This window comes from Sulfurospirillum deleyianum DSM 6946 (genome assembly GCF_000024885.1).
Lineage (GTDB): Bacteria > Campylobacterota > Campylobacteria > Campylobacterales > Sulfurospirillaceae > Sulfurospirillum > Sulfurospirillum deleyianum.
The window spans coordinates 729,466-751,973 of sequence record NC_013512.1 but is presented as its reverse complement, the minus strand read 5'-3'; the positions used below and the strand labels follow the sequence as shown (position 1 = coordinate 751,973).

Below are 22,508 nucleotides of genomic sequence, written 5' to 3'. Positions count from 1 at the left end.
TCTTTAATTACATTTACGAAAGAGTCTTATGCAACGTTATCCAAAATTTAAAAGCTCCATTGCGTCTCGTGTTTTTGGCGTTTTTGCGTCAAAAGAGTTCCCACCAGCCCTTCAAATCGCTATCAACAAAAGCTACGTTTCGACGATGAAAGTTGATTTGAGTGAATTTGAAGAGGCAAAAAACTATCCAAGCCTTAACAAACTCTTTACACGAAAGCTCAAACACAAACGTCTTTTTAATATCAATGAAAAAACGCTTATCTCTCCGTGCGATAGTACCATTAGTGCGTATGGCAAAGTAAAACATGACTTAGCCCTTCAAATTAAAGGCTTTTCGTACAGTGTCCGTGCGCTTTTGGGCGATTATATCGCTAAACAAGAGAAAGATCGCCTTGAAGGTGGTGATTTTGTCAATTTTTATCTCGCTCCAAGGGATTACCACCGTTACCATGTTCCTATTGATATGCGTATTGCCAAAGCGGTACACATTCCTGGAAAACTCTATCCTGTCAATTTTAAATGGCTTAAAAAAATTGAGGGACTATTTGTGGAGAATGAACGTGTGGTGCTAGAGTGCTACACCAAAGAGAACCAACTTTTTTATATGGTTTTTGTCGGGGCGCTCAATGTGGGAAAAATTTCATTTACGTTTGATGAGCGTATTCAAACCAACGCCCAAGGCGCTTTACAACAATGCTATCTTTACGATAATCTTTGGATGAAAAAAGGAGAAGAGCTAGGGATGTTTGAGATGGGATCAACCATTGTGATGCTCTTTGAAAAAGAGTCTGTTTCCTTAGAATTAAAAGATATTGCACATATTAAATTTGGACAAGCACTAGGAGAATTGAGTGGAAAGACCACACATTGCGACACTCAGAGAAATGAGCAAGGAGATGCGCCTCTTATACCTTGAGCATAACGAACATGCCAAAGAGAGTGCGCTACATCTTTTTTCAAAATTTTTCGACCATATCCTCACAGCACAAGATGGTAAAGAGGGGTTTCATCTCTATTTAAACCATCATGACCGTCTTGATGTGATTATTACGACCTTATCCTTGCCATTAATGACAGGGATTGAGGTTATAGAAAAAATTCGTCAGCATAACAGCGATGTTGCTATCATTGTACTCTCGGAATTGCATGAAACGCATCTTTTTCCTCAAACCGTTACCATCGGTGTGGATGGCTACCTTTTTAAACCACTGAGCCTCGCCCAATTTGCAACCACACTTCAAAAAATTCTTGATACGATTATTTTAAGACGAGAAAACCGTCAAAAAACATTGCTTTTAGAACAGTACAAACAGGTGACCAATGCCAGTTCGATTATCTCCAAAACCGATGCAAAAGGTCGAATTATCTATGTCAATGAACAATTTTGCCGCATCTCAGGCTATGAAGAAAAAGAGCTTTTAGGCAAAAGTCATAATATCATTCGCCACCCCGATATGCCACGAAGCACTTTTGAAGAGTTATGGCATACCATTAAAACAGAGAAAAAAATCTGGCAGGGCATCGTTAAAAATCGCTCCAAAAATGGTAAAAGCTACTATGTAAAAACAACCATTCAACCTCTTTTAAACGCACATGGTGAAGTGGAAGAGTATATTTCTCTGCGCCATGATATTACCGCCATTATGAGTGATAAAAAACAACTCTTTGATTTTTTAGAAGCACATAAACTCTGCGTTCTTATCCTCATTCAAATCGAAGATTATGCGATTTTAGAAAAATTTTATGATAAAGCCAGTATCAGCAAAATCGAACAGACATTTTACAAAGCACTTCTTTATCTTATGCCTTCCATTTGTGGATTTCAGAAAGTCTATTTTTTGGAAAATGGCTTATATGCCTTTGTCATTGATAGACGCAGTTGTCAAGCGAGTAAAGAGGAGTTATATGAAACCCTAGAGCAGTTTCTCTCTAGCGTTAAGGAGTATATAATCAAAGTAGATGGCATTGAGTATGATATCTCCGTGGTGTGCAGTTATACCTATGGTGTGTTTAAAATCTTTGAAGATGCAAAAATTGGCATTGACCATGCGATTGCGACCAAAGAGTCGATTATTTATGCAGATGGACTCAGCGACATCGAATATCATACTGCTTTGAAAAATATTGAAACCCTCTATATGATTAAAACGGCGATAGAGAGGCAAAATATCCTCTCCTATTTTCAACCCATCGTCAATAACCAAACCCAACAGATTGAAAAATACGAATCCTTAGTGCGCCTTTTAAATGAAGAAGGAGATGTACTCGCCCCACACGCCTTTTTGGACATTGCGAAAAAAGGGCGCTACTCCACAAAAATTACCAAAATTGTGCTAGAAAATTCTTTTAATGCCTTGGAAAAAATCCCTAAAGTCGCTATTTCTATTAACCTCTCCATGCAAGACATTGAGCAAGAGAGCATTTTAGAGACGATTTACACGCTTTTACAACGCTACAAAAAACACGCCCCTCGCCTTATTTTTGAACTTTTAGAGAGTGAAAATATGAAAGACGTTTTGCAGATCAAACAGTTTATCCACGAGGTGAAAGCACAAGGGGTTAAAATTGCGATTGATGATTTTGGAACGGGATATTCTAACTTTGAGCGCTTACTCTTTTTTGAACCTGATATTTTAAAGATTGATGGCAGTTTAATTAGAAATATTCATACCAATAGAGTCAATCAACATATTGTAGAGACCATTATGCTCTTTGCTAAAAAACAAAAGCTCACAACAGTCGCTGAGTTTGTTGAAAATGAAACTATTTTTAAAATGGTAAAAGATATGGGGATTGATTATTCGCAGGGGTATTTTTTTGGGAAACCTGAGCGTTTATAATCCTTTTTACATGTAAAGATGTAGTGCCACAAAAACGACGTAAAAAGTATCCTAAAAATTCAGAAACATTAATATTTCTTTAAGAAAATACATTATGTAGAAATCTCCTTAAAAGTTTAAACTACTAGGATATTTATCTTTCAAGGAGCGTTCAACATGGAAATGTTAAAGATTGCAATCGCCCTATTTACTATAGTGGCAGTGGTCTATTTTTTGGTTAAAAAATATGACACCAAACTTGTGCTTTTAGTTGCAGGTGTTTTTATGGCATGTTTTGCCCTAGCACCGATGAAAGCTTTTGAATCATTTTCAAAAGTCATGGTTTCAGGTGGTCTGATTCAAGCGATTTGTTCGGTTTTAGGTTTTGCCGCTGTCCTTAAAATTACAGGCTGTGACAAACACTTAGTCGCCCTACTGGGTAATGTACTCAAACGTGCAGGCATATTTCTTGTTCCAGCAGCTTCTTTACTGACATTTTCCATTAACGTAGCCCTTCCCTCAGCCGCAGGTTGTGCCGCAGCGGTGGGTGCTATTTTTATTCCTTTGTTGATTCACTCAGGTGTACGCCCTGCTATGGCTGCGGCTGCGGTCTTTAGTGGAACCTATGGCAGTATGTTAAGTCCAGGACTTTCACACAATCCTTTTGTGGCTGATTTAGCAAAAGTTTCCGTTTTAGAGGTTATCAATACACACAAATTCGCTACGATTAGCAGTATCGTGGTGGCATCTATTGCCTTAGGACTTTTAGCGATTTACCTTAAAGAGCACAAAGGATATGTCTCTGAGGATAAAGACTTTCAAATTGACACAACCTTTAAAATCAACCCTCTTTTTGCACTCGTTAATATCATCCCTCTAGCCATTTTAGTTCTTGGTTTTACAGGCTGGGTACCTTTACTTAAAATGGGCGTGCCTGAAGCGATGCTGATTGGTGCTTTTTTAGCCGTTATTATTACTCGCACCAATCCTGCAAAAGTCTCAGAAGGCTTTTTTAACGGTATGGGTGGGGCGTATGCTCAAATCTTTGGTATTATCATTGCAGCCACCGTATTTGTTTCAGGTCTTCAAGCTTTAGGCGCAGTGAATGCCTTTATTTCTCTACTCATTTCCAACCCTAGCATGGCATCTATTGGCGCAACTGTTGGACCATTTTTACTGGCTGTTGTTACAGGATCAGGTGATGCCGCGGCATTTGCATTTAACAAAGCTGTTACACCATTTGCGGTGGAATTTGGTACAACGATTGAGCGTATGGGCTCTTTAGCCGCCCTTAGTGGTGCCATTGGTCGCACGATGTCTCCTTTAGCAGGTGCTGCCATTATTTGTGCAGGATTTGCAAAAGTTTCTACCTTTGATATGGTCAAACGTACCGCATTAGGAATGGTTTTAGCACTGATCACTGCTTATTTTATGCTTGCATTTTAAGGATGCGATATGATTAATGCAGAGCGATTAAAAAGAGAAATGCAAACCATAAGCACCTTTGGGGCATTACCCCAAGGAGGCATGAGCCGCCTTGCTTTTTCCCAAGAAGAAGCCCAAGCACGTGCTTATATTAAAACATTAATGCAGGCTTTAGGAATGAATATTCGTGAAGATGCCATTGGCAATATTTTTGGGCGTATTGAAGGGGAACTTCCTCTTCCCTCCATTGCCATTGGCTCTCACTTAGATAGCGTTCCTTTGGGTGGCTTTTACGATGGAACGCTAGGGGTCATGTGTGGTCTTGAGGCGATTCGTACCATCAAGGAAAATGGAATTTCTCATAAACGCCCTTTGGAGCTGATTATTTTCTCCTGCGAAGAGTCCAGCCGTTTTAATATGGCAACAGTAGGCAGTAAAGTCATGGCAGGAAAACTCTCCAAAGAGGCATTGAGTCTGCTCAAAGATAAAGAAGGCGTGAGCCTTTATGAAGCAGCCAAAGCGTTTGGATGTGCCGTTGAAACGATAGAGAGTGCAAAACTTTCCCCAGATACCTTTTACGCCTACCTAGAATTACACATCGAACAAGGACCTGTGTTGGAAAACAAAGGCATTCCTGTGGGCATTGTTACAGGTATTGCCGCACCCATTCGCTACGAACTCACCCTGCAAGGCAGAGCTGACCACTCAGGAGCTACGCCCATGAATATGCGCTCCGATGCCCTTGCGTGTGCGGCAGAGATTATTTTACATGTAGAAAAGATTGCCAAAGAAGAAGCCGGGGAGACTACCGTAGCAACAGTGGGTTTTGCCAACGCAACCCCTGGTGTGCTCAATGTCATTCCAGGCAGTGTTCGCATGGGTATTGACATTCGAGATATTGACGCCAAAGCGCTTGAAAAAGCAGCGGTGTTGATTGAAAAAGGCATTGAAGAGATTGCGCAAAAAAGAGGACTCATCTATACCCTCAAAGAGCTCACTCATGATACACCTGTCAGTCTTGATAAAAAAATTATTGAAACCCTTGAAGAAGAAGCAAAAAAACTTCAGATTCCAACCCTAGAGCTTCCAAGCGGCGCAGGACACGATGCGATGCATATGCCTTATGTTGCCACGCACACAGGCATGGTATTTGTACCCTGCAAAGAGGGCATTAGCCACAATATCGCTGAAGAAGTGAATATGGATGATGTTATTTGCGCTACCGAAGTGATAACTAAAACCCTTATTACCTTAGCAAACGAAGGATAAAAAATGGATAGCATTGCACAAAGAGCAAAAAGTTTAGAAAAAGAACTCATAGAAACACGCCGATTTTTTCACCAACACCCTGAAACAGGCTGGTTTACTTTTTTTACCACCGCTAAAATTATTGAAAAACTGAAAACCTATGGCTATACGCTCAAAATGGGGCGTGAGATTATGGTGCCAGAGGCTAGACAAGGTGTGGGGTCTAAAGAGGCACTGGAAGAAGCACTGCTTCGTGCAAAAAAACTTCTCTCCCCCGAAGAGTATACTCTTTTGGATGTGATGGAAGATGGTCTTACGGGCGTTATCGCCGAACTCGATACAGGACGAGAAGGCCCTTGCATAGCGTTTCGTTTTGATATAGACGCTGTGGATGTCACTGAGAGTAAAGACTTAGCGCACCGCCCATTTAAAGAGGGATTTCGTGCGGATATTGATGGGATTGCGCACACGTGCGGACACGATGGACACATTACCATTGGCTTAGGACTGGCTAAACTCATTAGCGAGCATAAAGAGGATTTTAAAGGAACGTTTCGTTTTATTTTCCAAACGGCTGAAGAAGGAACCAGAGGTGCGGTTGCTATGGAAAAAGCGGGAATTTTAAAAGGGGTGGATTATCTTTTGGGTGCACACATCGGCTTTCAGTCTAAAAAAAGTGGAGGTCTTATTTGCGGGGTCAATAACTTTCTTGCCACCTCAAAATTTGACGTCACCTTTCATGGAACCTCTGCTCATGCGGCAGGCGCACCTGAAGAGGGAGCGAACGCTCTTTTAGCCGCTGCTGAAGCAGCGCTTTTAATGCATGGCATTACCCGTCACAGTCAAGGCATTACCCGCATTAACGTGGGTGTTCTAAAAGCGGGAGAAGGACGCAATGTTATTGCACCCAATGCGTTTATGGCATGTGAAACCAGAGGTGTGACCACAGAGCTGAATGATTTTATGAAAGCAAAATGCATGAATATTTTAGAGGGTGTTTCTAAAATTCACTCCGTAGGGTACAGTGTGAAAGATGTGGGTGGTACGAGTGGTGGCGATAGCTCTCCTTTTATCACTGATGTGTATGAAAAAGCAGCCCTTGCCTCACCGTTTATTGACAAGGATTCCATTGTAAAAACGTGCGATTTTGGCGCATGTGAAGACTTTGCTCACTTTATGCAAGCGGTGCAAAATCAAGGCGGACAAAGCGGTTACATGATGATAGGAGCCAAACTGGAAGCGGGACATCATAACCAATCTTTTGACTTTGATGAAAGCTGTTTAGTGACAGGCGTTGATCTCTTTTTACGTGCAGCCTACATGCTAGGTGCCCAATAAAATCATGCGGAGGATTCCTCCTCTGCATCGTTACATGTAAAAAGAATTTATCTACTTTATCGGGTTATTTTTATACAAAAATTTAACCCAAAATCACTAAAATTTCGTTATATTGTTTATTATGATTTTAAGGTTTTTAATGCGACACAACGCTTTTTTCTATGCTTTTTATTTCTTCTTATTTTTCAGTCATACCCTTATGGCGCAGGAAGAAAAACGTGTGCTGATTATTGACTCGTATCCTAAAAATTTTAAATGGAGCAATGATATTATCTTAGGTATCAAAGATGTTTTAGCAAAGTCAGACATTGAGGCGGATGTCATCTATATGAGTGGCAAAGCGGCGACTCCAAAGGATGACTATACCACGCTTCGCAATCTCTTAGAGATCAAACTCAAACATACCCGTTATGATTTGATTATTCCTGTGGATAAACACGCCTATATTTTTTTACTGCGACACTACTATGACTTTTTTGTGAACGAGCGTATTTTATTTTCTAGTATGGACTTTTTTTCCTATGAAGATGCGCTGAAACAAGGTCTTCCCAATAAAATTTCAGGAGTCCTCAAAGAAAGAGCCATTGAGGATAATGTCAAAATCATTCAGACGATGATTCCCTCTCTTAAAAAACTCTATATTTTAAATGAAAAAAATCCTGAAGATAAAACCAACATTTCCATTAAAAATACGCTTGATGCGATGCATTTAAAGTGTAAGATTGAGTATATTGGGGATTTAAGTCTGCAAGAGATGCGGGATAAATTTTCGACTTTTGTACCCGATGAAGCCATTTTATTTATCCCTTTTTACGGTGGAAATTACGACCAGTTTTACAAAAATTATAAAATCGCTTATACGATTGATCTCTTTCAAATTCCTGTTTTTGCCACAGATTCTTTTTTTATCACCAGAGGTATTGTGGGTGGGAAGTCTATTTTAACCTATAAATTAGGAGAAACCACGGCAGAGATGGCACAAGAGATACTCCGCAATCCCTCCACTCCTAACAAAATTGTGACGGATGAAAACCACGAATATATTTTTAACCATGAAAAAATCAACAAATTTAACCTTGAGCCTTTTTTGCTCAACCAGTCCTTGCGCTTTGTCAATACGCCTGTGCGTTTTTTAGACAAACATAAAAAGTATGTCGATGCCATTTTACTCATTTTACCCCTACTCATTTTACTGATTTTAGCGCTGATTCATAACATTTATATGCGTATTAAAGACGAGAAAAAATACCGTGAAATCGAGCTTCAAAAAAACAAACATCAACAGTTTATTATCCAACAATCCAAACTCGCTGAAATTGGAGAGGTATTCTCCTCTATTGCCCATCAATGGAAAAATCCTCTCGTTGAAATTACCGCCTTGGTGCAAAAACACGCCTTTAGTGTCGGCAGTGCCTTTGATGAGAAAAACGATAAATACATTAATGATATTATGGTGCAAGTACGCTATATGACCGATACTATCAACAGTTTTCAAGCCTTTATTATGCCCTCAACTACGAAAATTGTTTTTGATGTCAATGAGGCGATTGAGACCATGATGAGCATTATCTCGCATACGATAAAATATAATTATATTGACGTAAAAATTGACATTAGCCATGCCACCAATTTAATGGTACTTGGTTATAAAAACGAATTTATGCAAACCCTTCTTAACATTGTCAATAACGCTAAAGACCAAATCATGCATCAAAGAGAAGCCAAAAAAATCAAACGAGGACGCATCTCTATTGTCGTTTACAACCATGCGCACGATGTCATTATTGAGATTAGCGACAATGCAGGAGGCATTCCTGAGGAGAAACTTCCTTATATTTTTGATGCGTACTACACGACCAAAGAGCATGGGCATGGTATAGGTCTTTACATGTCAAAAGTTATCTTGGAAAATAAAATGAACGGAAAAATCAAAGCGGACAACACCCCAGAGGGTGCTCGTTTTACGATTACACTAGGAAATGTATCATGAAAATCTTACTTCTTGAAGATAACGCCTCGCTGTGCGATGTTATCAAAGATGTCCTTAGCCAACACGGTTATGATGTGAGAGTCTTTAACGATGGAGAGCAAGCCCTTGAAGAGCTCAATAAAGGATACCACTGTTTTATCATTGACATCAATGTCCCCTCGCTCGATGGCATTAGCATTTTAGAGTCTATTCGTCTGTTTAATAAAGAAGTTCCTGTCATTATCATCAGCTCCAATCACGATTTGGAGAAGATTCAAACCTCTTATGAAATAGGCTGTAATGACTACTTGAAAAAACCTTTTTTTATTTATGAGCTAGTACACAAAATCAAAAAACTCTGTCATATCGAGGCATCCACCGTTGAGTTATGGAAAGGATATGTCTATGATTTCAAAAACCAACGCTTATTTAACCCTCAAAAAGAGGAGATTTTTCTAGGTAGAAAAGAGTATCTCTTTCTTGATTTATTCATCAAAGACACGACACGAACCGTTCCTTTTTTTGAAATTGATGAATACGTTTGGCAAGGTGAAGAGACGACTATTTTTAACATTCGAGCACTCGTGAAACGCTTGCGCTCTAAACTGCCTGAAGGGGCTATTAAAACCATTAAAGAGGTGGGGTATCGTTTGGATAGTATTGTAGAGAAGTAAGCCTTTTAAAGACCTACTTCTTTTTACATGTAAAGAAGTTCCTAGTGAACTTCTCTCCAGATTTTAACTTTCCATAGATACGCTAAGAGTGTAAAGATAATCATAAAGCCAATTAAGCTATAGCCTAAGTCTTCACGTTCTGCTTTTTTACGATCTCCTACTTTTTCCATGTAAGCAATCACTTGTGCTTCAGCCTTTTGGGTCAGTCCTACACGAGGCATAGACGTACCTGGAAGTTGTTTTTGTGGATCGTTAATAAAGGTATGAAGATACTCTTTACTTTTGGCACGAATCATAATAGACAAATCAGGAGGTAAGGTTCCCATATAAGCGCTCAGTGCTGTTTTATCACTTGGGCTTAGGAGTTTGTCATATTTCATATCGTGACATCTCTGACACGCATCAACATAGACTTGTTTATCGTTAATCTCTTTAGGCGCAATACTTTGAAGATACGCCACAATGTCTGCGACTTCTTGATCCAAATCTCCACCTGTACCATAAAACGCAATCATTGGATGAGGACGTGTTTCATCAAATTTATGCTCTACTTTAAGCGCGTTCGTTGGATTTTTAATCAATTCCGCTAAATAGTTTTTATCATAAATAGCACCCGCTGTACTTAAATCAGGTGGTACCACTCCAAAGGAAGCAGAAGCTGAGGCATCATCCATGGGTGCTGGCATACCTGCAACATTGAGTGAGTGACATCCCGTACAGCCTGCACTTAAAAACGTCTCTGCACCTTTGGTCGCATCGCCTATTTTACCTGAAGCGCCTAACTCTTTAAAAGTATAATCCGCGGGGGCAACATGAGGATGCATTTGTGAGTGAGCAAAGGGCTCAACACCCCAATAAACAACAGCGGTAAAGAATACGACAACCGCTAAGATTTTTAATTCTCTCATTTACAACCTCCCTGACATTTTGCTTCCATTTTGGTAATAATTGGTAGGGCAACAAAGAGTAAAATAAAGCTTAATGCCGCAAAGAAACCTACCCATGCATTAGCTCCTGTTGGAGGTAATTTTCCATAAACGGTAAGCACAATCATATCAATGAGTAACAACCAGAACCAAACAAAAAACATGGGACGTTTGTGTGCAGGTGCAACATGGTCTGTATTTCTATCAAGGAATGGAAGAAGCATAAAAATAACATTCGCAAATCCAAATGCTGCTAAACCAATATCCATAGCCGCAATACCACCAATATCAAAGAAGAAGCCACGTAACACTTCATAACTCCACAAGAAGTACCACTCAGGATAGATATGTGCAGGTGTTTTCATGGTATTGGCTGGTTCAAAGTTAATGGGATCCATCGCAAAATCAAAGTGGTAACAGACTAAATAGAAGAAAATAGTAAGGGCAACACCCACAACAAAGAAATCTTTGGAGAGGAATACTGGCCAAAAAGGAACCACTTTAGATTCAGCTTTTTTACCGTCTAAGTATTTTTTAGCTTCCACATCAAAATTAAGCTCTTCTGATTCTTGATTGTTAACGTGAGGAAAACGTAAAGAGTAGAAGTGAATCGCAATGACTAAAATAATGGCTAATGGCAATAAAAGCACGTGCAACATAAAGAAACGTGTCAAGGTCGCATCAGCAACTAAAAAGTCACCTCTAATCCAAATAACCAGTGCTTCACCAATGACTGGAATACCACCAAACAGATTGGTAATAACCTGTGCTGCCCAGTAACTCATCTGTCCCCATGGAAGCATATACCCACTAAAGGCTTCTGCGGAGAAGAGACCAAAAAGTGCCATACCAGTCAGCCAAATCATCTCACGCCCTTTTTTATAAGAGCCATAATAGATACCTGTAAACATATGAATATAAATGACAAGGAAAATAGCAGAGGCTGCTACACCGTGCATATGTCTCCAAAGCCAACCATACTCAACTTCTTGCATAATCGTGTAGTTGACACTATCAAATGCTAGGTTAATGTCAGGTTTGTAGTACATTAAAAGAAAAATACCTGTGACGATAAGAATGGAAAAGAGAACAACCAAAACAACACCCATCGCCCAGAGGAAGTTGATATTTTTGGGAATCCAATACTCTGTCATCATTACACGCATAAACGCTTTAACCGCCAAACGCTGATCGAGCCAATCAACAAACCCATCTGCTTTTCTAATCTCTGCCATGATTGCCTCCTTTATGCTTTTTTAGCGGTTAGTTTTTTATATTCTGGTCCTTCTTCACCGAGAACGAGTTTCTCGCCATCGATTTTAAAAGGAGGAATATCCATAGGACGTGGTGGTGGTCCAAATGTGTTAACACCACTGGCATCAAAGACGCCGCCGTGACAGGCACAGAGAAACTCTTTTTTTGCAGGAACCCATGTTGGAATACATCCTAAGTGCGTACAAAGACCTATAATGACCGTATAGTTTTTATTCCCAGCCACTACATCACGATTTTCATTTTTTTTCATCTCTGCGGTCTTCTTCAAAACGAAGATGGGTTTCCCTCTCCATTGAAGTGTTTTTAACTCTCCCTCTTGCATCGGGGAGAGGTCCACTGTAATAAATCCAGCAGATTGTACGCTGGGAAGTGGATCCCATGTCTTCTTCATGGCTCCTAGCGCCATGACCCCGCCGACAGCCGTGACACCGCCCAATGCCATGCCAATAAAATCGCGTCTGTTTTGTGCCATGGTCTTACTTCTTTGTCACAAAAGAGGCGATCTCTTCAATTTGTGCATTGCTTAGAGCACCGACTTGGGCTTTCATAAGAGCTTTTTGCTCTTTACCGTAAGAGCCATCTTTATAGCCTTGCATCGCTGCTATGAAGTCTGCTTTGCTCATATCTTTAATAATCATACTTTTCCCTAATGCCACTTTCTCCCCCGCTGCACCATGGCAGACAACACACTTCGTGTAAAGGGGTGTTGCTTGAACACTTACACCACAAACTAGTGTAACCATCGCTATTGTTCTTATGATTGGTTTCATTTTACTCTCCTTAAAAATATATTGGCAAAATCATATTAAAAAAAAATAAGAAAAAAATGTTAAGAAAAAAAATAGATAGATTTTCTGACACTATTAACAAATAATAGAAATTCAGAAATAAAGTAGCCTTTTATAAAAGGCTACTTATATCAAATATCAGAAACTATTTTCTTGCAGTTTTAGGTTCTTCAAAAACCGTAATTTTAGGAATAACACCTGTATATTTTTCAATCTCTGCTAGTGCAGTATTTGCAATATTTGCTTGAGCAAGACTTGATGAGCCTTTATCAATTGTTAATTGATTGACATCCCCATGTTTACACATCGTACCAATTTTACCTGCCTCCAATGGATCATACCATCCTCCCTCACACATTCTAAGAACGCCCTTAGATGTTGCGTTAGTGACAATAGCACCTGCTAACGTTGAACCTCTTTCATTAAAGACTCTTACAATGTCACCATTTTTAATACCACGTTTTTTTGCATCTTCTGGGTGAATCCAAATAGGTTCTCTTCCATTCACTTCATAAAGATCACGAATCCACGTATTGCTTAATTGTGAGTGTAAGCGATATTTTGGATGTGGTGAAAGCAGATGAAGTGAGCTTTTTGTCGCTTTTCGACTACCAAGCCATTCTACTGGCTCAAACCACATTGGATGCCCTTTACAATCTTCATATTTAAAGCCATCAACTATTTTTGAGAAAATTTCGATTTTTCCAGAAGGAGTACCTAATGGATTTAACATTGGATTTTCTCTAAAATCAGCATGTCTAACATACTCTTTTGCAGATTGAGGTGTTTCAAATTTCACATAACCTATCTTCCAAAATTCATTAAATTTTGGAATCGAAATATTTTTTTCAACCCCTTGTGCAAGCGCATCACTATAGAACTGCTCTAACCATTGCATTGGTGTTTTGTTCTCAGCAAACTCTTTTTCATATCCCCATCGTTTACAAATCTCTCTACAAATCTCAAAATCATCCTTAGATTCGCCAACAGGTTCAACTGCTTTTTGTAATGCTAAGAAATGGGTTGATGAATAATCACCAACTCTTTCAATATCATTTCTCTCAATCTCTGTCGTTGTTGGAAGAATGATATCTGCCATACGCGCAGTGGATGTCCAATGTGGTTCATGAACGATAACTGTTTCGAGTTTTTTCCACGCTTTGAGCATCGCATTACGATCTTGATGATGATGCATTGGATTTCCACCTGCCCAATAGATCATTTTAATGTCTGGATAGACAATCTCTTTACCATTAAACTGAATTTTTTTACCAGGATTTGCGATCATATCAAACGCTTTTGCGGCTGGAATGTTAAACGGTTTATATTTTGTCCATGGACCTTCTTTATCACTGACGATATTGGTTGAAATACCGGTAAGTCCAGGAGCATCTGCTGTTGGTGTACCACCACCTGCATAATGGTAACTAAATCCAAAACCTCCACCAGGTAAACCGATTTGTCCTATCATCGCACATAACGTTACCATCATCCAGTGAAACTGCTCACCGTGATCTGCTCTTTGGGTTGCCCAACCAGCCATAAGGATAGAGCGTTCTTTCATCAATTTCTCTGCAAATTTTCGTATGGTATTGGCAGAAACACCACAGATTTTCTCCGCCCATTCAGGAGTTTTTGGAGTCTTATCTGTTTCACCGACAAGATACTGCTCAAATTGCTTAAAGCCTACGGTATATTTTTTAATAAATTCTTGGTCATACATTTTTGTTGCATAAAGGTGATGTGCCATACCTAACATCATGGCGACGTCTGTATTAGGTCTTATACGAATATGCTCACCTTCAAAATAACGTTGTGTATCATTTGCAACAGGATCAACAGACATCACGTTGATCTTCTTTGCCTCACTGAGTTTTTTAAGTTCATTCATATAACCATATGCTTCGTGTGCTGGGATCTCCCATGCAATTTGATTCGTTATCATTGGATCAGCTCCCCAAAATACAACATTTTTAGCATGTTTTAGGACCATATCCCATGATGTTTGTTGTTCATACACTTCATTTGTGCCCAATACATGCGGCATAATAACTTGTGCTGCACCCGTTGAGTAATCGCCCGTACGACCGACATAACCACCTGCAATTTTCATCATACGATTCATCAAACGTTGAGGGTTGTTTAGTTTACCAACACAAAACCAACCATAACTTCCTGCATATATGCTTTTATACCCATAGGTATTTTGAACACGCATAACTTCTTTTGCAACAAGTTCCAATGCTTCATCCCAAGACACACGAATAAATTTTTCACTACCTCTTTTTGAGGTATCACTTTTGTGTCCATTTTTCAGATACCCTTCACGTACATAAGGATATTTTACACGTGTTGGAGAGTATGTTCTAGATGGAAGGGCTTGAATCATAGGTGTTGCAAATTTATCATCCACAAAGTCACTTACTCCCGTGAATTGTCCACCTTTTGTATGTGCTTTAAACGCGCCAAAGTGTGACGCGCTGTATTTTTGCGACTCATCCAAAATAGGTCCACTTGCCATATCAACCGCATTTAAAGTATTTACACTACTAACAACCGCTGCACTACCTAATAAACTAGTTTTGAGAAATTCTCTTCTTGCACTGTTTTTCATCTCTCTTCCTTATTTTGCATCTTTTGCATGAGCTTGCATGTATTTTGTTAATTGCCATTGCTGTTCAGGTAAAAGTCCTGCACGATCTTTCATTGCTTTGACAATATTTGGCCATTGATTAACAGTAAATTCATCAGATGGATGTGCTTGATGGCATGAACCACAACGCTCACCAAAGAGTTTGGCTCCCTCTTTCCACACATCTTCTTGATTAGATGTTAAATCAGAATTTTTGACCCACCCTTTAATTTGGCTTGGTATCCATTCTGCATCATAGTCATCTGTCTGACTTTTACCTTTTTCAATATTTTTAAAGGCATTTGGTTTTAAAAGAGCATACACAACACGTTGTCCAATCTTTTGAAAAACAACACTCTCTTCACCATAGGCACTCCAACCACTCACCATAACCAAACTTTTATCGCTTTTTTCATCAAGCTTTATAAGCTTTGAACCTGGTGTAATACTTCCTAATATTTCTCCAGATTCACTTGTCAATTCAAGTGTTGTTTTTGGAAAAACATCTACTGCATTTAACAGCGAACCGGTTAGGAAAGCACTCAAATATAATAATGCTTTAAATCGTACATCTTGTTTCATCAATCATCTCCTTATGATTTAACTTCAAAAACAAGTGTAAAGAAAAAGTGTAAAGAAAGTATAAAAATCAAGAAGCAGTATGCAGATTATAAAAAAAGAAAGGAGAAAATTATTTTTCTAAAGCAATAGATATCTTTGGTAAAAGTTTGTAACCATAGCCTTGTATATTTTCAATGAGCTCATAGTATGTTTTTGAACGAAGTTTATTGATATGCATTCGTATGGTTTCAGGAGTAGCACTTTTGTCGTACCATACGTTACCTTCGATATTTTCAAAACTCACCGTTTTTCCAAAATGTTCTATTAAAATTGATAGCAATTTTGATTCATTTTTTGTTAGATGAATCTCTTTCTCTTCAAAAAAAAGCTCTTTTGATTTTATATTATAAGAGAATCCTCGCATTAGATCAATCCAGTGATTTTTAGAAGCAATTTTCCCAATACACATTAATAATGTGTTGTATAATTGTTCTAATTCAAATGGCTTATGTAAAAAAGCACATGCACATATATCCATTGAAGCATAAATATTATCCGTCGTATCATATGCAGTTAAAATAATGATTGATATCTCTTCATTGACTTTTCTGATCTCGTGAGACATAGTAAGTCCACTCATTTTTGGTAAATTAATATCGCTAATTACTACATTAAAATTTCCATTATGAAAACATTGTAAACCTTCTTCTCCATCTTCAGCACATTGTACATGTTGACAATAAAGACTCAGAGCATCAAAAATAATGCCTCTAAGTAATGTATCGTCTTCTACCAGTAAAATACGTAACTCGCTAAATCGTTTTAAGACATTTTTGTCCATGAATTTCCTTTAGGCAAAAAGAGTGAAAAAATAGTTGGATTGGATAAAGAGTGAACATGAATGCTCCCGCCAAGCTTATTCTCAACCAATAACTTACATAAATAAAGACCATGCCCTGTCCCTTTAGTACCTTTTGTGGTTTGCATTGCCTTAAAAAGTTTTTCTTCAAATTCTACTTGAATACCAAGTCCATCATCTTCAACACAAATCGTATAACCATCTGTACCTTCTTCCAAAGAAATAATAATATGTCCCTCAAAAGAATTACTGTTTTTTTCTAAGATAGCGTCTTTTGCATTTGAGACAAGATTCACTAAAATTTGTTTGAGATAATTAGGGTAAGAAAACAAAGGATAATCTTTTTTGTAATCATATATAAAAGAGAGATCTATATTGTGGATACGTGCAATTGGTTTTAAAATACTGACAACCTCCTCAATCACTGTTGCGCAATCAAAATATTCTCTTTCTTGTCCCGTTTTATAAAAGGACTTAAAAGACTGCAATGTTTGTTCCATAAATTTTACAATTTCAACTGCTTTATCAAAGCTTTCAACCAATCTTTCTTCACTGATCATTTTATCTTTCACTTGAACACGCAACATCCCCATAAGTACTAAAAGAGCGGCTAAAGGCTGGCGCCATTGATGTGTAATGGCTCCCACCATCTCACCCATTGCTGCCATCTTACTATGCTGAATCATAATTTGTTCATGTTCTTTAGCATGTGTCTCTAATCTATATTCATGTGTGATATCATTAATCGTTACAACACATCCTTCTATTTTTTCATTTTTTTCAATAATTGGCATGACTTGAAGAACGTAACATTCTGAAGTTTCTTCATTGGGCAACTGCATTATTTTTGCATTTAGTGTCTCATTCATAACTTCATTTACAGAATCAATGATTGTTTGAATCAAGCCTTGCTTTCCCTCTCTTTCTTGTAAGTAGACAAGAGGTTGTCCTACCTTTATAGATTCATGTAATGCTAGAAAGTTCTTTAAAGGTTCATTAGCTAACACAATATGCTTTTTTTTATCAACAATTGCCATCGCCTGAACATTACTATGAGCAAAAGAGTCTAATAAACGTTTGTGTTCAAAAATTTTACGTGATAAAAATAGAAAGAACAAAACTCCCAAAACACCAAAGAGTCCAAAACAAATAGCCATAATTACATTTCCAAATAATTGTTCGTCCAATTCTCCAAAAATACTTTCTTCATTTAAAACAGTTGCAAAAATCCAATCACTATTTTCTAATGGCTCATAAAATACCAAATATTTTTCACCATTATGAAGATATGTTGTTGTACCTACATTCTTTTCATTGGACAAAATTGCAGAAATTGCAGGCTCACAACCTGAGCATTTGTGTTCACTAAATCCATCAGGGCTTAGAAGAATTTGACCATTTTTACTTACTAAAAATGCAAATCCATTAAAAGGCAAATTAATAGAAAGAATCTCTTTTTGTATAGCATCTAAAATAAGATCACTCGACAATATACCAATCAACTCATGATTTCTATAAACTGGAGAAACAATAGATATAACATCCTTAAATAGATCCGAATCAATATAAGGCAATGTAATGGTCACTTCATTGCGTTTTTTACCAACAGTATACCACGGTCGTTGTGTTGGGAAATAATCTTTAGGTGCATTCCAATTAATACCTGTTACAAAAGCATTATTTTCATATCCGATATAAACACTTCTAAATTCACCTGTTGTAATAGCATTTTGTAAAATTTGTCTTATTTCATGATAGTTTTTTTTTGGATCAAGAGGAGAAAGAAATGTTGAAGCAGAAAATACAATGCGTTTTTTTACGGAAAGCCATTCGTCAATTTGACGTTTATAGCCTTTTACTATATTTAATTGATTTGTTTTAACCAAACCTTCCATCATCGTTTTATTTGCATCATAATTAATAAAAACAAGCACAATATACGCTATAGTGAGTGAACAAAAAATAAAAATAAAAAATAATGTAGGTAAATATTTTTGCTTAAAATGATTCATGTATTAGCTTAATATTAAAATATAATTCGGCAAAACATTATAACGCATTTATTTTTTGGTCTTATCTTCATTGATAAATCAAGAAGCTATAACTTCTTGATTTATCATAAAAACTAGAAATTATAATTTGCTATAAATCTAAAATCATGCTCATTAGGTTTACCTAATTGATTATAGCTGATATCAGCATAACGAAGACGTGTCTCAAACCCTTTCATAGCACCTGAAAATTTATATTTTACATCTATATCCCACTCTTTGGCATCATTGCCAGCATCCACAGAGTTATTAAAAATAGCATAACGTGTCAAAGCACTTAAGCCTTTAATACCAACGTGTTCAAAGTCATAAGAAAGTTTCGCTTGATAGGATTCTGTACCTGCTGTATATCCTGACAACCATTGAACACTGTTGTAAGTCCAATCTGTTCCCTGACCATAACCATATGTTACATCACCATCTTTGGCTGTTTTATTATAGTACGCTGACAAACTAATTCCACCTAATTTTGTTCCTACCATAAAACCATAGAGGTATGAATCTTTTTCACCAACAATATCTGCATAATCACCTAAATACTGTGTACCAATAGTTATTGGAAAATTCATTGGAAACATATATGCCCCATCTACAAACAATAAACTCCTCTCATCCTCTTGAGTCGTACCCTGAAGGGTGATATCCAGTCCTTTAACAGATTTATTACGTGCATATAATGTGTAAATATTGTTGTCATAGTTTTCCATATCACCAAAGCGATACTGGTACTGTGAAATAACACCTAAAATAAGCGTTGTATCAGATAAAGAAGTGTTCGTAATTGTCGCACCTTCCATGATATCGTTATACATACGAGATGTGCTGGTTGAGACAAGTGGGGTATCAATATATTGACGACCCACTTTAATCAATGTTTTATCAAAAGTATAAGAAAGATACGCCTCACTCAAATCACTTTTTGATGTAGCAACACTCGTATCGACTTCTGCTAGATTATTGTTTTTGAGTCCTAATGTATGTGATGTTTGGAACGTAAACCCAGCACCAAAACCATATAATTTGCCCGTAACATAACCTAATTCACCACCCATTGCAAATCCACGACTCTCTTGCCCTGAAATGTCAGCATCTCGATACATCGATTTGATAGTACCGTTTACTTTGCCTTCTTTAAACGCATCGGCTAATGTGTTGGCACCCCATACCTGTGTTCCTAACACTAATGATGCAACCAAAACTGATAAACTGAAACTTCTTGTTGTTGTCACTGTCCACCCCTTTTTATTTAGATTCCAGTGACAATACTAAAAGAAAAGTGTAAAAAAAGTATAAACTTTTATATTATTCAAATAATCCATAAGATTTTGCCTAATCAATATTTTATACCAAAAAGTATTTTTCTTAAGGCTTTACATGTAAAGCCTTTTTTTAATTTCTCTGCAATGCAAACTTCCTATAATACGCCATAAAAAAATAATTAAAAGGAATAGTGTTGATAACTAAAATAGATATGAATTCGCCTGAATTTATCGCAGAACTCGAAAAAACAGAAGCCTTTACCGATAAAGTCTGTGCACAATTTGGCTTTGCTTACACGCCTTTGGATGATGTGAAAGAGTCGATTCAACAAGGCTTAACCCGCAATAAACTGATCTACGGCAAACGCTACTGCCCCTGTTTTATGGTAATTGGAGCAACCAAAGAGGAGCAAATTAAAGCAGGCAATCGTCTCTGCCCCTGTACCCCTGCACTGAGCGTTGAGATTCCCCAAGAAGGCACATGTCACTGTACCATTTTTTGTACCCCAGAATATGCTCAAAAACTTGCTCAAAATGAGAGTGTCGAAGAGATTGCTCATACCCATACACGAGGACTCAGTGAAGAAGAGTGTGCGCTCTTAATGAAAAAAGAACAGCTTGATGGTGATGAACTAGAAGCCTTACTAGAAGCCAGAGAAAAAGGAAGTGTGAACTTTCTTCTTGTGGATACAAGAGAGTGGATGGAGTGGGTTGGAAATCGTATTAAAGGAACGGATGTGCTTATCCCGACGACCAGTTTTCACAACGCCCTCTCTCAACTGAGTGGCGAAGAGAATATTCCTTTGATTTTGTACTGTTACAGTGGAAGCAGAAGTGCGTATTGCCAACGTATCTTAAAACACATGGGCTTTAAAACCGTCCTCAATCTTGAATATGGCATTATGGCGTATTATGGGGAGTGCGAAAGCGGAGAGTAGAAAAAGAGTGAAGTCAGCGTGTCGCTTCACTCAAAGCTTCACGGCTTAACTCTTTTTGATTGCCTTTAGCATCATAATCAAGCCCTTTTACCACTTCACCTTCTTTAAACTCAATGGTACGCATGAGCTTTCCGCTAGGACTGTAAAGCTTTGCAACACCGTTAGCTTTATTGTTTGAGAAGGGGGTTTCACCTTGCAGGGCGCCTGTGGGATAGTAAAATTTCGCTAGACCGTTGGCTTCATCATTTTTAAACTGAATTTCTGTTTGAACCACACCCGATTCATAATACTCTTTTTTCAATCCCTCTATTTTATCGTTCACGAAGGGGGTTTCGCTACGAAGATGCCCTGATTCGTAGTAGGTTTTACCCAACCCTTCTCGCAGACCATTTTTAAAAGGCGTTTGACTCTTCACTTGACCTGACTCATAAAAAAATTGTCCCACACCATTGGCAGGTTTTTTGGTTTGAGTCTCAAGCAGTGTTCCATCCTCACGGACATCCAAATCTTCAACGCCATAATAGCGCTCTGAAGCAAAAAGCATCAGCGCCGAACACAAAAGGCTTAGTATCCATTTCATTACACGAACTCCAAAAAAAGTTTACATGTAAAGATTTTACATGTAAACATCAAACAGTTATTAAACGTTAAATCTAAAGTGCATTACATCGCCATCTTGAACAATGTAATCTTTTCCCTCAAGGCGCATTTTACCCGCCTCTTTTGAGCCTGCTTCACCTTTATAGGCAATAAAATCATCATAGCCAATGACTTCTGCTCGAATAAAGCCTTTTTCAAAATCATTGTGAATCACAGAAGCCGCTTTGGGCGCTTTCCAACCTTTGACAATCGTCCATGCACGCACCTCTTTAACCCCTGCGGTAAAGTACGAAGCCAGACCTAGTTTTTCAAACGCTAAGCGAATAATCTGCTTTAAGCCAGACTCTTTAACGCCAAGCTCCCTTAAGAATTCTTCCGCCTCTTCCTCTTCTAAAGCGACCATTTCCTCTTCGACTTTGGCACACAATACCACGACATCCGCCCCTACTTCTTTAGCATGCGCTTTTACGACTTTGACGTGTTCGTTTTCTTCCAAAAGTCCTGCTTCATCGACATTGGCACCATAAATAATGGTTTTATTGGAGAGAAAACGTAGCTCTTTATCTAAAGCTTGAAAGTTCTCATCGTCTCTTCTAGCAAACGTGCTTACAGGCTTGATTTCATCTAAGTGCGCACGAAGTTCTGTGGCAACTTCCGCTAAGGCTTGCGCACCTTTTTCAAGTTTAGCCTGACGTTTGAGGCGGTCGAGCTTTTTATCGAGTTGTTGCACATCGGCAAAAATAAGCTCACTCTCGATAATTTCAATATCACGAAGGGGATTAATGCTGTTTTCAACGTGGGTAATGTTTTCATCCTCAAAACAACGCACCATATGTAAAATGACTTCAACTTCACGAATGTTTGAGAGAAACTGATTGCCCAGACCCTCGCCTGAACTTGCACCCTTAACCAAACCAGCAATGTCCACAAAATCAACCGTGGAGTGCTGAATACGCTCAGGATTGACAATTTTAGCCAGTTCGTCAAGTCGTGCATCTGGAACAGGCACAATCGCCTTATTTGGTTCAATCGTACAAAAAGGATAATTCGCAGATTCTGCATTTTGCGCTTTGGTGAGCGCATTAAACGTGGTAGACTTTCCAACGTTTGGAAGCCCTACAATACCAACACCTAAACCCATACAAT

The 22,508-nt window shown here is 38.2% G+C and carries 19 protein-coding genes; 8 read left to right on the top strand and 11 right to left on the bottom strand.

The genetic code is table 11. The features are described 5' to 3' along the window. The first annotated feature begins 28 nt into the window (after positions 1-28). From SDEL_RS03850 to SDEL_RS03820, 7 genes are all read left to right on the top strand, one after another. Positions 29-916 (top strand): phosphatidylserine decarboxylase, encoded by an 888-nt coding sequence (locus SDEL_RS03850; RefSeq protein ID WP_012856548.1) that lies wholly within the window; start codon positions 29-31, stop codon positions 914-916. Next, on the top strand, positions 852-2,840 hold the full coding sequence (locus SDEL_RS03845; protein WP_223295840.1) for an EAL domain-containing protein: 1,989 nt from the start codon (positions 852-854) through the stop codon (positions 2,838-2,840). Before SDEL_RS03850 ends, SDEL_RS03845 begins: the two co-directional genes overlap by 65 nt. Positions 2,841-3,002: 162 nt before the next feature. Continuing rightward, on the top strand, positions 3,003-4,265 hold the full coding sequence (gene dcuC / locus SDEL_RS03840; RefSeq protein ID WP_223295839.1) for a C4-dicarboxylate transporter DcuC: 1,263 nt from the start codon (positions 3,003-3,005) through the stop codon (positions 4,263-4,265). A 9-nt stretch (positions 4,266-4,274) separates the two neighbouring features. Continuing rightward, on the top strand, positions 4,275-5,513 hold the full coding sequence (locus SDEL_RS03835; RefSeq protein ID WP_012856545.1) for a Zn-dependent hydrolase: 1,239 nt from the start codon (positions 4,275-4,277) through the stop codon (positions 5,511-5,513). A 3-nt stretch (positions 5,514-5,516) separates the two neighbouring features. Then, on the top strand, positions 5,517-6,830 hold the full coding sequence (locus SDEL_RS03830) for an amidohydrolase (protein WP_012856544.1): 1,314 nt from the start codon (positions 5,517-5,519) through the stop codon (positions 6,828-6,830). Positions 6,831-6,969: 139 nt separating this feature from the next. Then, positions 6,970-8,820: a sensor histidine kinase gene (locus SDEL_RS03825; RefSeq protein ID WP_012856543.1), complete on the top strand. Its 1,851-nt coding sequence runs from the start codon at positions 6,970-6,972 to the stop codon at positions 8,818-8,820. After that, the gene (locus SDEL_RS03820; RefSeq protein WP_012856542.1) at positions 8,817-9,473 is read left to right on the top strand and encodes a response regulator transcription factor; all 657 of its coding nucleotides are present in this window, start codon (positions 8,817-8,819) and stop codon (positions 9,471-9,473) included. Before SDEL_RS03825 ends, SDEL_RS03820 begins: the two co-directional genes overlap by 4 nt. A 41-nt stretch (positions 9,474-9,514) precedes the next feature. Here SDEL_RS03820 and SDEL_RS03815 read toward each other — a convergent pair whose 3' ends face one another. From SDEL_RS03815 to SDEL_RS03775, 9 genes are all read right to left on the bottom strand, one after another. After that, positions 9,515-10,381 carry a c-type cytochrome gene (locus SDEL_RS03815; RefSeq protein ID WP_012856541.1) on the bottom strand — a complete coding sequence of 289 codons (867 nt, stop codon included), beginning with the start codon at positions 10,379-10,381 and terminating at the stop codon, positions 9,515-9,517. Continuing rightward, a complete protein-coding gene (locus SDEL_RS03810) occupies positions 10,378-11,634 on the bottom strand; it encodes a cytochrome b (protein WP_012856540.1) in 1,257 nt (418 codons plus the stop codon). The genes SDEL_RS03815 and SDEL_RS03810 overlap by 4 nt, the downstream gene beginning before the upstream one ends. Before the next feature lie 11 nt (positions 11,635-11,645). Further along, the gene (petA, locus tag SDEL_RS03805; protein ID WP_012856539.1) at positions 11,646-12,146 is read right to left on the bottom strand and encodes a ubiquinol-cytochrome c reductase iron-sulfur subunit; all 501 of its coding nucleotides are present in this window, start codon (positions 12,144-12,146) and stop codon (positions 11,646-11,648) included. Between the two features lie 4 nt (positions 12,147-12,150). Further along, positions 12,151-12,444, bottom strand: a complete 294-nt coding sequence (locus SDEL_RS03800) for a c-type cytochrome (RefSeq protein ID WP_012856538.1) — start codon at positions 12,442-12,444, stop codon at positions 12,151-12,153. A gap of 163 nt (positions 12,445-12,607) precedes the next feature. Continuing rightward, a complete protein-coding gene (torA, locus tag SDEL_RS03795; protein ID WP_012856537.1) occupies positions 12,608-15,076 on the bottom strand; it encodes a trimethylamine-N-oxide reductase TorA in 2,469 nt (822 codons plus the stop codon). Positions 15,077-15,085: 9 nt separating this feature from the next. After that, the gene (locus tag SDEL_RS03790; protein WP_041666250.1) at positions 15,086-15,676 is read right to left on the bottom strand and encodes a hypothetical protein; all 591 of its coding nucleotides are present in this window, start codon (positions 15,674-15,676) and stop codon (positions 15,086-15,088) included. A 109-nt stretch (positions 15,677-15,785) separates the two neighbouring features. Next, positions 15,786-16,496 (bottom strand): response regulator transcription factor, encoded by a 711-nt coding sequence (locus SDEL_RS03785; protein WP_012856536.1) that lies wholly within the window; start codon positions 16,494-16,496, stop codon positions 15,786-15,788. Beyond that, positions 16,478-18,526 carry a sensor histidine kinase gene (locus SDEL_RS03780; RefSeq protein ID WP_012856535.1) on the bottom strand — a complete coding sequence of 683 codons (2,049 nt, stop codon included), beginning with the start codon at positions 18,524-18,526 and terminating at the stop codon, positions 16,478-16,480. Before SDEL_RS03780 ends, SDEL_RS03785 begins: the two co-directional genes overlap by 19 nt. A gap of 113 nt (positions 18,527-18,639) precedes the next feature. Continuing rightward, the gene (locus tag SDEL_RS03775; protein ID WP_012856534.1) at positions 18,640-19,794 is read right to left on the bottom strand and encodes an OprD family outer membrane porin; all 1,155 of its coding nucleotides are present in this window, start codon (positions 19,792-19,794) and stop codon (positions 18,640-18,642) included. 224 nt (positions 19,795-20,018) lie between these two features. On the opposite strand from SDEL_RS03775, the gene SDEL_RS03770 reads away from it, so the two are divergent. Then, the gene (locus SDEL_RS03770; protein WP_012856533.1) at positions 20,019-20,762 is read left to right on the top strand and encodes a ferredoxin-thioredoxin reductase catalytic domain-containing protein; all 744 of its coding nucleotides are present in this window, start codon (positions 20,019-20,021) and stop codon (positions 20,760-20,762) included. 13 nt (positions 20,763-20,775) lie between these two features. Here the strand turns inward: SDEL_RS03770 and SDEL_RS03765 are convergent, their stop codons facing one another. Both SDEL_RS03765 and ychF read right to left on the bottom strand, forming a co-directional pair. Continuing rightward, a complete protein-coding gene (locus SDEL_RS03765; protein ID WP_012856532.1) occupies positions 20,776-21,342 on the bottom strand; it encodes a toxin-antitoxin system YwqK family antitoxin in 567 nt (188 codons plus the stop codon). A 60-nt stretch (positions 21,343-21,402) separates the two neighbouring features. Then, complete coding sequence (gene ychF / locus SDEL_RS03760) at positions 21,403-22,503, bottom strand: redox-regulated ATPase YchF (protein ID WP_012856531.1); 1,101 nt, start codon at positions 22,501-22,503, stop codon at positions 21,403-21,405. Positions 22,504-22,508 lie beyond the last annotated feature (5 nt).

Bases quoted from the DNA above. Each gene is read 5' to 3' on its own strand.
- dcuC (WP_223295839.1), top strand. From the start codon at position 3,003: ATGTTAAAGATTGCAATCGCCCTATTTACTATAGTGGCAGTGGTCTAT.
- SDEL_RS03830 (WP_012856544.1), top strand. From the start codon at position 5,517: ATGGATAGCATTGCACAAAGAGCAAAAAGTTTAGAAAAAGAACTCATA.
- ychF (WP_012856531.1), bottom strand. From the start codon at position 22,503: ATGGGTTTAGGTGTTGGTATTGTAGGGCTTCCAAACGTTGGAAAGTCT.
- SDEL_RS03790 (WP_041666250.1), bottom strand. From the start codon at position 15,676: ATGAAACAAGATGTACGATTTAAAGCATTATTATATTTGAGTGCTTTC.
- SDEL_RS03820 (WP_012856542.1), top strand. From the start codon at position 8,817: ATGAAAATCTTACTTCTTGAAGATAACGCCTCGCTGTGCGATGTTATC.
- SDEL_RS03835 (WP_012856545.1), top strand. From the start codon at position 4,275: ATGATTAATGCAGAGCGATTAAAAAGAGAAATGCAAACCATAAGCACC.
- SDEL_RS03765 (WP_012856532.1), bottom strand. From the start codon at position 21,342: ATGAAATGGATACTAAGCCTTTTGTGTTCGGCGCTGATGCTTTTTGCT.
- SDEL_RS03800 (WP_012856538.1), bottom strand. From the start codon at position 12,444: ATGAAACCAATCATAAGAACAATAGCGATGGTTACACTAGTTTGTGGT.
- SDEL_RS03825 (WP_012856543.1), top strand. From the start codon at position 6,970: ATGCGACACAACGCTTTTTTCTATGCTTTTTATTTCTTCTTATTTTTC.
- torA (WP_012856537.1), bottom strand. From the start codon at position 15,076: ATGAAAAACAGTGCAAGAAGAGAATTTCTCAAAACTAGTTTATTAGGT.
- SDEL_RS03850 (WP_012856548.1), top strand. From the start codon at position 29: ATGCAACGTTATCCAAAATTTAAAAGCTCCATTGCGTCTCGTGTTTTT.
- SDEL_RS03780 (WP_012856535.1), bottom strand. From the start codon at position 18,526: ATGAATCATTTTAAGCAAAAATATTTACCTACATTATTTTTTATTTTT.
- SDEL_RS03810 (WP_012856540.1), bottom strand. From the start codon at position 11,634: ATGGCAGAGATTAGAAAAGCAGATGGGTTTGTTGATTGGCTCGATCAG.
- SDEL_RS03815 (WP_012856541.1), bottom strand. From the start codon at position 10,381: ATGAGAGAATTAAAAATCTTAGCGGTTGTCGTATTCTTTACCGCTGTT.
- petA (WP_012856539.1), bottom strand. From the start codon at position 12,146: ATGGCACAAAACAGACGCGATTTTATTGGCATGGCATTGGGCGGTGTC.
- SDEL_RS03785 (WP_012856536.1), bottom strand. From the start codon at position 16,496: ATGGACAAAAATGTCTTAAAACGATTTAGCGAGTTACGTATTTTACTG.